The organism is Pseudomonas sp. LBUM1645, from assembly GCF_059716185.1.
Window position 1 is genome coordinate 3,412,637 of the sequence record NZ_CP166811.1, and the last position, 14,044, is coordinate 3,426,680.

The 14,044-nt window shown below is 58.8% G+C and carries 12 protein-coding genes; 7 read left to right on the forward strand and 5 right to left on the reverse strand.

Translation table 11 applies throughout. From position 1 onward, the window contains the following. The first annotated feature begins 45 nt into the window (after positions 1 to 45). From tssC to ACA079_RS15355, 6 genes are all read left to right on the forward strand, one after another. The gene (gene tssC, locus ACA079_RS15330; RefSeq protein ID WP_497704183.1) at positions 46 to 1,536 is read left to right on the forward strand and encodes a type VI secretion system contractile sheath large subunit; all 1,491 of its coding nucleotides are present in this window, start codon (positions 46 to 48) and stop codon (positions 1,534 to 1,536) included. 22 nt (positions 1,537 to 1,558) lie between these two features. After that, on the forward strand, positions 1,559 to 2,059 hold the full coding sequence (locus ACA079_RS15335; RefSeq protein WP_497704184.1) for an Hcp family type VI secretion system effector: 501 nt from the start codon (positions 1,559 to 1,561) through the stop codon (positions 2,057 to 2,059). A gap of 135 nt (positions 2,060 to 2,194) precedes the next feature. Then, on the forward strand, positions 2,195 to 2,635 hold the full coding sequence (gene tssE / locus ACA079_RS15340) for a type VI secretion system baseplate subunit TssE (RefSeq protein WP_497704185.1): 441 nt from the start codon (positions 2,195 to 2,197) through the stop codon (positions 2,633 to 2,635). Between the two features lie 320 nt (positions 2,636 to 2,955). After that, on the forward strand, positions 2,956 to 3,417 hold the full coding sequence (locus ACA079_RS15345; RefSeq protein WP_497704186.1) for a papain-like cysteine protease family protein: 462 nt from the start codon (positions 2,956 to 2,958) through the stop codon (positions 3,415 to 3,417). 121 nt (positions 3,418 to 3,538) lie between these two features. Then, on the forward strand, positions 3,539 to 4,012 hold the full coding sequence (locus ACA079_RS15350) for a M23 family metallopeptidase (RefSeq protein ID WP_497704187.1): 474 nt from the start codon (positions 3,539 to 3,541) through the stop codon (positions 4,010 to 4,012). A 129-nt stretch (positions 4,013 to 4,141) separates the two neighbouring features. Beyond that, complete coding sequence (locus ACA079_RS15355; protein WP_497704188.1) at positions 4,142 to 4,663, forward strand: hypothetical protein; 522 nt, start codon at positions 4,142 to 4,144, stop codon at positions 4,661 to 4,663. 62 nt (positions 4,664 to 4,725) lie between these two features. Here ACA079_RS15355 and tssA read toward each other — a convergent pair whose 3' ends face one another. Genes tssA through ACA079_RS15380 form a run of 5 tightly spaced genes read right to left on the reverse strand, consistent with a single transcriptional unit; the run spans position 4,726 to position 13,169 of the window. Further along, complete coding sequence (tssA, locus tag ACA079_RS15360) at positions 4,726 to 5,817, reverse strand: type VI secretion system protein TssA (protein ID WP_497704189.1); 1,092 nt, start codon at positions 5,815 to 5,817, stop codon at positions 4,726 to 4,728. Positions 5,818 to 5,823: 6 nt separating this feature from the next. Beyond that, positions 5,824 to 9,384, reverse strand: a complete 3,561-nt coding sequence (locus ACA079_RS15365) for a type VI secretion protein IcmF/TssM N-terminal domain-containing protein (protein ID WP_497704190.1) — start codon at positions 9,382 to 9,384, stop codon at positions 5,824 to 5,826. A 7-nt stretch (positions 9,385 to 9,391) separates the two neighbouring features. Beyond that, entirely contained in the window at positions 9,392 to 10,735 is a 1,344-nt protein-coding gene (locus ACA079_RS15370; RefSeq protein ID WP_497704191.1) for a DotU family type IV/VI secretion system protein, read from the reverse strand. Between the two features lie 2 nt (positions 10,736 to 10,737). Next, on the reverse strand, positions 10,738 to 12,168 hold the full coding sequence (gene tssK / locus ACA079_RS15375; protein ID WP_497704192.1) for a type VI secretion system baseplate subunit TssK: 1,431 nt from the start codon (positions 12,166 to 12,168) through the stop codon (positions 10,738 to 10,740). A 14-nt stretch (positions 12,169 to 12,182) separates the two neighbouring features. Beyond that, complete coding sequence (locus tag ACA079_RS15380) at positions 12,183 to 13,169, reverse strand: TraB/GumN family protein (RefSeq protein ID WP_497704193.1); 987 nt, start codon at positions 13,167 to 13,169, stop codon at positions 12,183 to 12,185. 149 nt (positions 13,170 to 13,318) lie between these two features. On the opposite strand from ACA079_RS15380, the gene ACA079_RS15385 reads away from it, so the two are divergent. Then, on the forward strand, positions 13,319 to 13,978 hold the full coding sequence (locus ACA079_RS15385) for a LuxR C-terminal-related transcriptional regulator (protein ID WP_497704194.1): 660 nt from the start codon (positions 13,319 to 13,321) through the stop codon (positions 13,976 to 13,978). Positions 13,979 to 14,044 lie beyond the last annotated feature (66 nt).

A 14,044-nucleotide genomic window follows, 5' to 3' on the forward strand; every position in this document is an offset into this window, starting at 1 on the left:
GCCACGCAACCGCCCGCAGGACTGAACCTCACAGGAGAGCACGAGATGGCCGATACTCAGACTGAACCTGGCAGCGCCGCATCCACGGAGGCTGCCAGCGAGGCGCCGACATTACTGGACAGCATCCTGGCGCAGAGCCGAGTGGCCCGCACCGACACCGAAAAAGCCCGCGCCCGCGATCTGATCGCCGAGTTGGTGGCGCAGGTGAGCGAGGGCGAGATGAGCATCTCCAAAGATGCCATCGCCTCCATCGATGCGCGAATAGCCCAGCTCGACGGCCTGCTCTCCGAGCAACTGTCGACGGTGATGCACGCCCCCGAGTTCCAGAAACTGGAGGCCAGTTGGCGTGGGCTCAAGTACCTGGTGGACAGCAGCGAAACCAGCACCAGCCTGAAGATCAAGGTGCTCAATGCCAGCAAGAAGGACCTGGTGCGCGACCTCAAGAGCGCCTCGGACTTCGACCAGTCGGCGCTGTTCAAGAAGATCTACGAGGAAGAGTACGGCACCTTTGGTGGTTTGCCCTTTGCCGAGTTGATTGGTGACTTTGAGTTTGGCCGTCACCCTGAAGACCTTTACCTGCTGGAGCAAATCTCGCATGTCGCAGCCGCTGCCCATGCGCCGTTCCTTTCTGCGGCCTCGGCAGAAATGTTTGGTTTCGACAGCCACACCGAATTGTCCGGCCCACGGGATCTGGCAAAAATCTTCGACACGGTGGAATACAACAAATGGCAATCCTTCCGCGCTTCTGAAGACTCCCGCTATGTCGGGCTGGCCATGCCCCATGTGCTCGGCCGTTTACCTTATGGTCCGGAGACGGCACCGGTGGATGCGTTCAACTTTCAGGAGGACGTTTCGGGCAAGGACCACAGCAAGTACCTGTGGACCAATGCGGCCTATGCAATTGGGGCCCGCGTCACAGATGCATTCGCACGCTATGGATGGTGCGCAGCGATCCGCGGTGTTGAAGGCGGAGGCTTGGTTGAAGGCCTGCCGACCCACACCTTTGGTACTGACGACGGTGAGGTGGCGCTCAAATGTCCCACTGAAATCGCTATTACCGACCGCCGAGAAAAGGAACTGGCCGACCTCGGTTTCATCCCGTTGGTGCACTGCAAGGATACCGACTATGCGGCGTTCTTTTCCGCGCAGTCGGCGCAAAAGGCCAAGAAGTACGACAGTGATGCGGCCAATGCCAATTCCCGGTTGTCCACTCAGTTGCCGTACATATTTGCGGTGAGTCGTATTGCTCATTATCTGAAGGCGATGATGCGCGACAAAATCGGCAGCTTCGCCTCCAAGGCCAGTGTGGAAACCTTTCTTAATCAGTGGGTTACCCAACACGTATTACTGGACGACTCCGCTTCACAGGAAATGAAAGCGCAATACCCGCTACGCGAGGCGCGTATCGAGGTGGCAGATGTTCCCGGCAAGCCCGGGGCGTACAAGGCAGTCGCTTTTCTGCGACCGCACTATCAGCTGGATGAGTTGAGCGTTTCGCTGCGAATGGTTGCCGAGCTTCCCAAGTCGGCGCGTTGAGAACCTTGCGAGGGCATGATCCATGACAACAGACTTTTTTATGAAGATCGACGGCATCCCCGGCGAATCCACAGACGATAAACACAAGGGCGAGATCGATATCGAGTCCTGGTCATGCCAGGCGAGCCAGTTGGGCACGATGGGACATGGCGGTGGCGGTGGTTCTGGGAAGGCTGAGTTTTCCGATATCAGCATTACCAAGCATGCCGACAAGTCCACACCGAAACTGCTCAAGGCGGTTGCCGAAGGACAGCACATCAAGAACATCGTTTTGAGCTGCCGCAAGGCAAGTGGGAGTGGCGGTCAGGTCGAGTACCTGAAGGTCACGCTGGACGACGTATTGATCTCCAATTATCACATCAGCGCCGCGAACGGAAATGGGAACGGGAGTTCGATTCCGTATGAGTCGCTCAGTCTCAACTATGCCAAGATCAAGTACGAGTACGCGCCGCAAAAAAGCGACGGTTCACTGGAGGGATTTATCCTTGCCGGCTACGACCGCCACCTCAACAAGGCCATCTGAGTGCCAAAAGAAAGCAGCAAGTGACCAGCCGGCGAGTTCGACATTGACGGCTAGTCGCTTGGAGTAGAAGAAGTACGTAGACCGTGTCACGCCGCATTCACGCGATCAGTACGGTGCAATGAGGAGAAGAAGCCAATGCGCTCGATCTTCGATCGATTTACCGAAAAGGCCGTGCCAGAAGACAGCGGCCGCGGGATGCCACTGCACGAAAGCCGTGAACTGCTCGCGCGCGATCTCGAAGTGCTGCTCAATACCCGCTCTGAAGCGGCGCGGCGGGTGCCGGCGGCTTTCGTCGAGAGCCGCAAATCTTCATTGACCTTTGGCATACCCGACTTCTCCACCTTGAGCCTGCGCAACCCGCAAGACTGCGAAGACATTCGCCGCGCCCTGGAACGGGCCATCGCCTTGCACGAAAAGCGCCTATCGCGGATTCGGGTAACACTCGATCCACTGTTCGACCCTCAGCGTAGCCTTCGCTTTAAAGTCGAGGGGTTGCTATCACTGGGTAAAGAGCGGCAGCAGGTGCAGTTTGATACTGAGTTGCAGTTGCATACTCAGACTTATGCGGTATTTTGAGGTGCTGGCTAAGTTGACCGTATTCGATTGTTAACAGAAGTATTTGTTCTAGAATTGTTGGAAGTGGTCAAGTCGCAGTGTTGGACGGATACCGGCCGAATCGAGTCTTGTTACTGACATAGAGCGATTACCAGGCTGTTTGACAGCTAGCACAGTATTGCTGTTGGTATTGCTAGTAGCCTGCTTGGTTAATTCGTTGATTTATTTGAATTGATCGACCGCCGGCATCTCGCTATTTTGGTTGATGAAATGATCATCCACACTACTAGTGGGCAGCTCATTTAAGTTATGAGCCATTCGATACCTTACTGGAGAAACGTATGAGCATTCAGCTAACCGTCCCAGTAGTAGCACAACATCGTCCTTACGAGTGCTGGTACGCAGCTGTCTGTATGGTCGCTTACTATTTTTTTCCGGGACCACGACTCGGCGCTCCCGTTGTCTGGGAACAATCAAAAAGCAGGGGAATCATGCCGGCAGAGTTCGCGCTACTCGCCCAGAACGAGGGGCTTAAACCAATCAATATGTTACCAAATTGGGACGCGAAGCAATTAGAGTTGCTTTTGAGACTACATGGCCCGATTTGGTGTGCCGGATTTTGGTTTGGCCCTGGCCATGTGGTTGTGCTAACAGGTGCGGATTCAGAAAATGTGTATTTCAATGATCCAAACGGAGGGATGAAAAAAGCGGGTACCATAAACTGGTTCAACTCACGACTGGCAAGATCGGTGTCCGGCTGTATGCTTTACAAAGCAAGGATTACTGATGATGGCAGGTATTAAGCGCTCCGAACAAGTTGTTGCAGATTCTGGTTCTGGTGTGATGGATTCTGGCTATCTTTCCATTTTAATCGATAGTTGTGCTGTTGGCTAAGTTAGCTTGATATAGATCGAGGTGCCAAAAATGAAAACCCCGCTAGTATTGATGAAGATTCGACCAAGTCAGTATGGTGCCTACAATCCAATCAGTAATACATTCGGAGTTGTAAGGAAGAATCACTCTCAAGTGCATCAAGGTTGGGATCTGTTGGCCAAACCTGGCACACCTGCTTTTGCAATATCCGATGGTGAGCTCACGCATGGAGTCAGCAAGACCTACGGTAATTGGTTGTCTCTCCAATTTAACTTTCATGGGGATGTCTATTACGCCTTTTATGCTCACCTGGGAGAAAGGATATTTAAAAATGGCTTTGTTTCTGAAGGCGCAATGATTGCCTATACAGGCCGAACCGGAGTTGATCCCGAGATTCCTAATTCTGAGTCACACCTTCATTTTGAAATTAGGACGATAAAAAATCCTGCTCCCGGTCTCGGTCTTGCGGGGCGTGTCGATCCAGGTAAAATTCTTGGCTACTATGTATATAGCTGCTACCACTAAACCAAATACAGTTCTAGCCAGTTGAAGCCTAATACCTCCAAAAAAACCGACTTTAAAAAATGTTATATCTGAAAGATTAACGACGATTAAGAAGGTTATGGTGAGAAAGTCGGTCGTTGAGGAATTGATATGTCACTGCATAAGTTGACTAAAGAGCTTCTAGGGTACTTGCAACAGAGTCCAGCGTTACGTGAACAGATCCGGGCGGCGCCTGGAAAAACACTACTGTATGCAGGAAATTTCTTTAAGCCTGTTTGGCAGGAGCTGTCAGATTTAAAACGCACCAATGCCAATTTCGCCGACAAAGAAATTCTTCCCGATGTCCTCGCCCGAATACGCTGTCCCGGGCAACCATGCTCGGATCTGCTCGCCTGGGCCAAGCACCTGGACCACCTGACCCCCTGGAAGGAAAACGGCTTCATCGTCTGGCGCGCGCTTTCGGGTATCTATGCAGCCAATGCGGTGGGGGCGGTCTCTTTCTACATTGGTTCCAATGTATCGAAGGATAACAAGGTCTTCGCGGCGACCGAGATGTCTGTGCTTACGCGCAATCCAAATATTGACAGCGTTACCCGAGACATCCTGGCCTATTACCAACGGTGTATTCAGACAAAGCAAACCAACATGAACTTTGGATTTATCTCCGGCTGACAATATCTGTCCTTCGGCGTCCAAAGAATTGTTTAATCAAAGAGGCCGGTCACCGAGTGGCCTCATGATCGTTGCACCCCAATCATCTCCCTGATCCGCCCCAACATCCCGTCATCATCGATCACTTCGCCCAACCATTGATCCAGCGGCATATCTGCCCAGCTCACGGCGCGTTCGAGCAAGAATGCTACGGGACTATGGGGTTCGCTACGGCGGAAGTATTCGGCGATTTCCTTCAACTGACGCAATGCGTCTTGCTTTGTGGCTGGTGGGGGGGCGGCGAAGCTACGGCTGGGGGCAACGCCAGGTTGCATATCGGAGCTAGGGGCTTGTTTCGCAGAAGGGGCGGGATCATCCGGCGCTCTGACGGGGGCGGGGCTCGGAGCGCTGACGTTCAGGCCCAGTGTTTGCGCTGCGCGGCCCATGACTTTTTGGGTTTGTTCCAGAACCTGACCGATCTCGTCGAAGCTTGGGGCTTGACGCGCAAAACAAGACTGGATTCGGTCACTGAGTCGCTGAAAGGCAAGTTGAGCGGCCTCAATAGTGGCAAGGGTATTGACGATAAAGTCGCGGCCGCTCTTGTTGATTGCCTGGTCGAACGTTTCGCCATCCAACTTCCCTTCATCAATCGCGGCTTGCCAGGCTTCCCGGTTTATCCTGGCCAGGTTGTCGACTTCGCGAGAACTATGCCAGTGGCCGAGGTTCATGGCGGGTTCAGTGCTGTTCAGTCGGGTCATGCGCAACGCTCGGCTGGCGTACTGATCAAACCACGCCAGCCGCGAGGCGCGCTCGTCCAGGTCATCGCCTTCGGCAGGCGGGTAGAGGCCGCCCCAGAAATGCTCCAGCAAACCGTCGAGCAGATTGCAGGCATCGGCCGCGCCTTCGAAGCCATGTCGGGCAATCAACGCTTCCCCAAGCCAGACCGCCGCTTGCAGGTCCTTGCTCTGGCTACTCAGCACCCGACTACTGAGATCGACGACACTACGCCAGTTGGCCGTTTTCAGTTCAGTTTTCCATTCCCCTTGCGACAAACTCGGATCATCCGCACGCCGCTCTTCGCGGATGCGGTCGTAAACCTCGGAAAAACTCACGTCTTCGCCACAAGGCGCCGATTCGCTCAAGGGTTGTAGCAGCGCGTCGATGTCGATGGCCATGGCGTCTTACTCCAGGATAGAGGTGGGCACGCTGGTGGGCGTGTTGCGTGCGCTGAGAAAGCGCTTCAATTCGTCCGAGGGCTGGATACTCAAATACACCCGCACGTTGGCCAGCCCCGCCAGTTGTGGTTGCAGGTTCTGCCATTGGGCGGCGCTGTAGGCTCCGCGAAAGTCGGCAATGCGCAGACTGCGCGAGCCGTCGCGAAATTCGTCGAGCAATCGTACAAATCCATCGGTGCCACTGTAGACCCGGGTCAACCGGGCACCAGGCGCGGGCGAGGTGGATGGCGACGGCACGGAGCTGACGGCACTCGCCGGTTCCGTCGAGGTAGCGGCGGTGGGAAGCGGAGCCGGTTCCGGCTGGGGCAGGGCGATACGCAGCCGCGCTTCCGGGCATTGTTCGGGGGACCAGTACACTCGCGTGCGTGCATCGGCCAGGGATTCGGCTTTGCTGGTGGCGCTGTACACGCGGTCTTTGCAATCCACCTCCAGTTGGGTGCCTTGCGGACCTTCGTCGAGGCTGCCGAACTGGCTGGCACGGGTGAACTGAAAGTTACCGGCCGGGAAGGGCGCGCGGTTGTTGAGCAAGGGTTGCAGGCGCTGTTCGCTGGCAATCATTGCGCTGTAGGACGGGCTCAACGGCAGGGCAAGGCCAGCCACTTGCAGGGGCGCTCGCTCACCTTCGCTGACGAAGGGTGCCAGCCAGTCGTGAACAAAGGCGGCGAGCTTGCCCTTTTCGCCGTAGAGCGCATCGAGCTGCTGCGCGAGTGGCAGGTTGTGCAAGGCGCCGAGCACGCTGTCCTGCCAGCGTTGCTCGATAAACTCGCCGGTACGGCGCAGGGTCAGAAACAGCAGCAGGCGCGCCGGGCCACTCATCACTTGCCAGGCGTCCAGGTCGGCGGCGGAAAAGTGCCTGGCATAGGTCTCGTCGGGCTTGTCGAAGCGTTGCAACAGAGTGGCGTACTCACCTTGTTGGCCGTCGTTGCGAAACAGTTCGGCTGCGACCCGATACAGCTCCTGATCGTTACCTTGTTGCTGCAAGCGCAGGTAGGCGCTGGCGTACAGGCTGTCCTGATCGCGTAATTGAGGGAATGCGTGTTGTTGCGCCAGCCACCAGGGCGGGGCGTCCACCAGCTTGGCACTGCCAAACCATCCGCTGAATGTCTCGCCCACGAACGCACCGAGCGGGCGCCAGGCATCCAGCCAGTCCAGTCGAGCGCTGGCCCAGGCCTGCTGCCAACGTGCCGACATCGGCTGACGCAATGGCAAGGTGGCGAGGTGGCGCTGGCTTTCGCGAAACAACAGTCGATAAGGGTTTTCGTGCGTGGCCGCGCGGCGGGTCAACGCTTCGTAGCGACCGCGCCACAGCTCGACCCCTGAAAAGAACTGGCTCTCGAAGCGCGACCACTCCAGCAGGTAGTCGCCGAGATAAGCGTTGCGAAAGCCCTCCAGCTGTGCGGCAGCCGTCGGGGCGTATGCTTCGCTGGTGTTCAGCATGGGCGCCAGCGCATCGTTCCAGACCGTGCCGGTAAATGCCGCCGCCACTTTCGGCAGGCTGTCCTCGTCAACCCCGACCACCTGATCGGCGGGCAGCCAGAAGCCGGTCAGCAGCAAGGCGTCATGACGCTTGCTGGCCCATTGGCGGGCATCGTCCGGGGTCGGCTGGTAGAGCGTCAGTACCCGCGTCAGCAAGGTTTTGAGGCGGTCGGCTTCGGCATCGAGTACATCCGGTTGTTGCCAACGCAGGTAGCCCAGGTAGGTGGTGAGCAGGTCCGCCGCGTGCGTGCGGTCGGCCTGGGGGTCCTGCTCACCCGAAACGAAAGGGCCGAAGAGCCGTCCCTGTGCATCGAACGTCACATTACCGGCCAACTCGTCCATGCACGCTGCGCTTCGTCGCCGGCAGTGATCCAGCAAGCGCAGGCGCTGGCTGAGTGCCAACAGGTGCTCAAGGCCAACCTGACCACGGCTCAGATCGGACTCGAGCAACTGATCGTAGGGCGCAAGGATCAGGTTGGAAAACTCCTTGATCACTTGGCTCTTCAAGCGGCTGATATCCGAATCCGCCTGACGCAGGCCAAGTCCGATGCCGGTGGCAGCATCGCTTTCCAGATGCTCGATGGTACGCCCGCACCTTGCCAACCAACCAATGCGCGCTGCAGCGCCGTGGCTGCTTTGTTCCTGGCAAGCCTGGCGGGTTTGTTGCAGCAGGCGACCATCGTCCTTGTGCACATCAGACAGCCCGGCACTGAAGATCACCGACAGCCCGAGCAGCGCCAGCACGCCGACGGCGGCGCTGGTCATTCTACGGGTGTTGCCGCGCAGGCTCGGGCTGGCCAGAGGCTGGTCCGCCGGGAGCAGGCGGGTAAAGAGGTCGCTGATAAAGGCGCCTTGCGCCGGCAGGCCGCTTTCGGGGGTTCCAGAGGCGGTGAAGTACAGCCCGCGCCATTGCGGCGTACGCTGGAACGGATTGTCTTCGAGCATCAGCGTCACCAGGCTGTGCAGTCCAGTCCCGAGACGGCTCAAACTGTCGACGAAGGACCAAGTGGCGTAGCGCCCGTGCGGTTCCTGCTGCTCGCGCAGCACGCTCATGCGCAACGCTTGCAAGCGTTGAACGATGGGACCGTAGAGCTCATCGAATTGCTGACTGGTGGCTGCACTGATCGGGGCATTGGCGGGCAGGCGATGGCCGAGCGCTCGATCTAGTGCCTGAGCCGGTAGCGCCGCACAAAACTCCCGACACCCGGGCAGTTGTTCCAGGCCTGTGACCACCAGGTAGATGGGCATCTGTATCTGCAGGTGTTCCAGGGCCTCGTCGGTCAGTCGGCGCAGGCGCATGGCGACTGCCCGTATCGCGTCCGGCTCTTGCAGCAACGTGGTCGCGCCGACGCAGACCACCAAGCCGTTCAACGGCAATCGGTCGCGGTCATTGGCCAGCAGTTGCAGGGCCTGGTACCACAGGCCTCGCTCCAGGCGCTGGTGTGGATCGCTGACCAGGCACCAATGGCTTTCGATGGCGATCATGGATTTGAAGAACCACCAGTACCAATGCTGATCATCGGCATTCGGCTCACGTTTCGGGGCGGGAAAAGGTGAAACCTTGCAGGCGCTGGCGAGCAATGCGGCGACCTGGCTCTGCTGGTCGCCGACAAACAGGAACCAGGGAGTGCGATAGAGCGGGTTGCGCCCGCGGGCGATATCGGGTGAACGGGCAATGATGTGCCGGGCATGGGCCAGTTCCTGCTGCATGCGCTGTAGCGGCAGGCGCTCGTCTTCAGGGTTGCCAGGGCCCAGGTCGCCCAATTGGCGACGAGTTCGCCCGTGCTGCGAGAATCGCCGGGCCCCGCGCAAGAACCACCACAGCACAGCCAGTGCCGTCAGGCAGAACGCGCACAGCCGCCAGAAACCAACCGGCAGTACCGGCACGGTGTAGCGCGCAAACAGGTAGAGCCCGACCAGCCCAGCAATCACTAACAGCAAGGCTGCACCCCGGTAGACAGGGGGGCGGCTCAAGCCCGGCACCCGAGCCAGGCGGGCGGCATTGCGCTCAAGTTGGTGGGCAATGTTCATGTCAGGGTCACCGCTTGGCTTCAGTTTGCAGGAACAGGAAGTCGGAGAGCAGGTTTGCATCGTCGCGCCGTGCTTCCAGCAATCCACGCAGGTAAGGTAAATAGTCCGAGGCGGGCTCGAATTCCGGTCGCTCGGCGGGGTAGAGCGGCTTGTCCACGGCGATCACGCTGATCATTTCCTGCCCGAACGGAGGTCCGACTTCCCAGCCTTCGGCAATCCGCTCGCCGACCGTGAAGGCTTCACCGGCATTGATCCGCCGGCCGCTGTCGGGCTCGCGCCGATTGGGGTAGAGGTGGATGACCTGGCCATCGACGGTGTAATAGTCGACGTACAGGTAACCGTCGTAATTGGCTTGATGCAGCTTGACGATCACCCGTTCACCCTCACTGAACATCGCAGCGTGACCGGCCCGGGGAGTGACCGAAAGGCCGCGATGATCGGCCTGGTTGCGTTCACGCCAAGGCTTGAGCAAGGCGACGGCTTCACAATGCGGCCATATGTGCACGGCGAGGTCGAAGGTGGCCTGCTTCACGCCTTCAAGCGCCTGGATTTCCTGGCTGAGCCGTGTCACGTCCTCACTGCGCGGCAGATAGCCGGTCACGCGCGTGGTACCGTTTTCGGCGACCTGGGCCGAGAGGTCGGCGCACTGATAGCCTTGAAGTTGGCGTTCGACGCGCTCGGCCAGTGTCGGCCCCCGCTCCTGTGGCGTGGCCAGCAGCAACCAGCCCAGATAACCCAACGGGATGATCAGGGCGAGCAACGCCGCGCCCTTAAGCAGCAACTGGTCCCACTGCCGTGGATAGCGTGGTCCTGAGGGGTCCTTTTCGACATAAGGCTGGGCGGTGATGCCGTCTTCGCCCAAGGAGTGCAGCGCCACCGGGGCCAGTGGCAACTGCCGTGCATGCAACTCCTTAAGCTTGGCCAGCTCGCCGTGCTCGCTCGTTTCGTAATAGTACTGACCGACGAAACCCAGCAGCAGGACGTGATAGTAAAGCTCGCGCACTTCATCTTCTTCGCTGCGCAAGGAGGAGAGTTTCTCGAAGAACTCATTGCCGGCATTGTTGGTGTTGAACAGCGTCACTTGTAACGGCGTGACGGTATGCAACCAGCGCGGGTTGCGGGTCAGCACTTCGTCGAACCAGGCCACCACGGCAAAGGCTGCGCGTTCTACCTGCTCGGGTAGTTTGCCCGCGGCCAACGCACGGCTGCGCGCCTGGCTGAGCATTTCACGCAGGCTTTGCTGCAACTCGTTGGCCTGTTCCTTGACGGTGCCCTCGGCAATGCGCTCATCCAGGTCCAGCCCGAATGACAGGGTTTGAGAAAACAGGTCGAGCAATCTAGGGCGGGCCATGGTCACTCCTGTGCCTGCACCGGAAACAGCTTGATGACCAGCGAGTCCGGTGACAGGTCGGTGAAGACGGCGATGCTGCGACGCTCACGAATCAGCTGCCAGAAGGGGTGGTGGGTATCGATCATGAAGTAGGTGGTGTTGGAGCTGCGTTGTGGCAACTCTTCAGGCGCCACCGCCAGCAAGTCGATCTTCAGGCCAAACAGCGCCGCTTGCAGCAGGCGCGGCATTTCATCCAGAGACGCGATCTTGCCGGTGCGTTGCAGCCGATCGGCCAACTCCACGCCTCGCAGGTCGCATTCAAAGGCCAGATAAAAGCGGGTCTTGTCCGATTCGAACAACGCAGGTGAAAGGTCGGCTTTGTAGTAGTGGCCGTCGTGCGCCAACGTGATGCCGACCTCGGCACCCACGGTCAGCGCCTTGATCAGGCTCTCGGCCCTGGCGAAGACATTGGCAAAACAATGCCGCAGATCGTTATGGTCGTAGGCCGGTAGCTCGCTGTCGCTGCGCCCGCGCAGTTCTCCGCAATAGCCGACGTCTTCGGAGAATACCGAGAACTCGGCCACTAACCGACGTAGATCCAGATACAGCACCCACGGGCAGACTGACTCCAGGCGTACCAGCTCGCCAAGCAGGGGAACGTATCGGGCGAACGTTTGCATCATCAGTACGCGCATGACCTCCTGCGCACTGGTAGAGGCTGCACGGATACCACGCTGGCGTTTCAAGGCGGCAAAATCATTGCCGCGCGAGAGCAGCAGATCATGCAGATTGCGGGTCCAGCGGCTGAGCACGCTGGAAGCACCCAGGGCGGTACAGGCCGGGATGAAATCATTGGACAGTCGAAAACGGCCAGGCCCGTTCGGCACGATTTCGGCCACCTTGAACGCCTCGCAATGGCGCAACAGACTTTCGGCGTTTTCATCCAGGCTGGTGACGATGCGCAGCTGGTAAACCAGGTAATCGACGTCGGCTTCGGCGGCTTGAACGTCATAAGGGTCGATCACCCGATCGCTGCGCAATGCATGCCTGGCCGGCAGTCCGCTGTCGCCAGCGGCCGGAGATGACGAGGTCTGCAAACCCGCGAGCTGTTTCTCCTGGGCGAGCACCAGGTACAGGCTGATCGGCTCGACCGAGCTGATGACCAGGCTGCTCAGGGAACGCTCCGGCAGGTGGGCATTGCCCGGTTCGCCAGTGTTCTGCGAGCCGCCGGTGATCCATTCGCCGCTGCGGCTGAGCAGACTGAATCCGGGAATGTCGAAGACGCCGCTGTCGAGCCCTTCGGTGTTCAGGCGCAAGGTGCAAAAGCCAGTGGGGTAGGGGCTGAACTGGCGATGCAAGCGCAGGCTGTAGTCTTGAAGCCAGGCGTCCTGTTGCTGCAGGTGCTGAGGGGTGAGGAAGGCACCTTGACCCCAGAAGACTTGAGCGTTCGCCATCATATTCTCCCGGCTTACAGCATTTCTGGGTAGACGGAGTAGCCTTGCTGGCGCAGCCCTTCGAGCAAGCCCTGGGGGCCTGTCAAATGCAGCGCGCCGACCGCAACGAACACCCCTCCTGACCGTAGCTGCACCGACAGTTGACGTAGCCAGCGGGCGTTGCGGGTTTCCAGAAGGCACTGGCGCGCGCGTCTTTCCAGGGCGACGCCATGGCTATCCAGACCCTCGGGGGAGTTGACCTCGTCGAGCCAGGCCGGCAGGTTTCGCGCTCGGTAGTACCCCAACACTCGCGCAGCCTGGGCATGGAAATCATCCGTTTGATCCAGGCGTTGGCGCAGTACCAGGGCCTGCTCCAGCGGGGGGACACAATCGAGCGCGGCAAATTGCTGCTCAAGGGTTTCCAGGGCGTGGATCTGTAAACGTGCGTGCCGCGCCCAGTCTTGCAGCTTGTCATCGAGCGAGGCTTTTGTCGGGCTTTCACCGCGGCCCTCGAGCAAGGCCAGCACCACCCAAGGGCGCAAATGTTCGAGTTGATCGCGCGAAATCCGTGGCAACAGCTTGCACAGATTCGCAAAGCGCTGGGGGCCGATGAGGTCGGACAACGCCATGTTGCCATCGAGCAGACGATAGCGTTGCAAGGCTTGCCGCCAGGGTTCGGTCGTGTCGACTTCGGCGACAAAGGTGTGCATCTGGCGGACCTTCTGCTGCAGTCGTTTGGGGACCAGGTCAAGCTCTTGGGGCGAGCCGAAGTGCAGAGTGCCGAACAGCAGACTGTATGCCGGGGCAGCTTTTGCTTGAGCCCCGTCTTGCCCCGACACCGGGCCAGGTACGATGCGAAACAAGATGCCCTTGTCCTCGCGCCAACCATTGCCCGGTGTCTGGGCAGGGGCGGTGCCCGGGCGCACGATCGCCGCCAGGGCGTGACCGTCGTCAATCAGGTGTCCGCCATACCCCAGACCGGCTATGAGTGCCCAAAAGGCCAGGCGCTGGCGTCTGTCCATGCTCAGCGATTCCAAAAGTGACTGCTGGCATTCTTTCAGGCGGCTAAGGCCACTTGCTATATTCCAGATGGCGTAGGTGGGGTGGCCTATGCTGTCAGTCGGACGTACGAGTTAAAGTGAGCATTAACAGTCAACGAAGGTCACCGACGATGAAGATCTTGATTGCTGATGATCATGCTCTGGTGGTTTCAGCCGTTCAGGCCAAGCTGGCTCAGTTGGAAGGTGAGATCGAGTTTCGCTGTGCGTCTCGTGTCGATGAATTGTTCCAGGTGGCCAGCGACGACCTGGACCTTGCCTTGGTCGATCTGGCGATGCCGGGTGCACAGGGCTATGCGCATATTGCGCAGTTACGTCGACAGTTTCCCGCATTGCCCTTGATTGTTCTTTCAGGGTCCGACGATGTGCGGGTGATGCGTGCGGTACTGGACCTTGGGGTGCTGGGCTTTATCCCTAAGGCTTACAGTGCCGACGTTCTGTTGTCGGCGGTGCGCCTGGTGCTGGTCGGGGGCATCTATATTCCGCCGATGCTGCTCGGTGCGCCGGGCACCTATAGCACTTCCACACCCATGTCTCCCAGCGCCCATATGCAGGTCAGTACTTCGTTGGAAACCTTGAGCCAGCTGCTGACCGAGCGCCAGGTGGACGTGCTGCGGCTGCTCTCTCAAGGCAAGCCCAACAAGCTGATCGCACGCGAATTGGGCATCAGTGAAGGCACGGTGAAGATTCATCTTGCGGCGGTCTTTCGGGCACTCAACGTACGCAATCGCACCGAGGCGGTGGTCACCGCCAGCAGCCTCGAAGGTATCTGACACTCCGCTTTCGATGGTAAAGCGCGTAGCGCACCATTCGTTCTACCCCCTTTAGCCAGTGGGCTT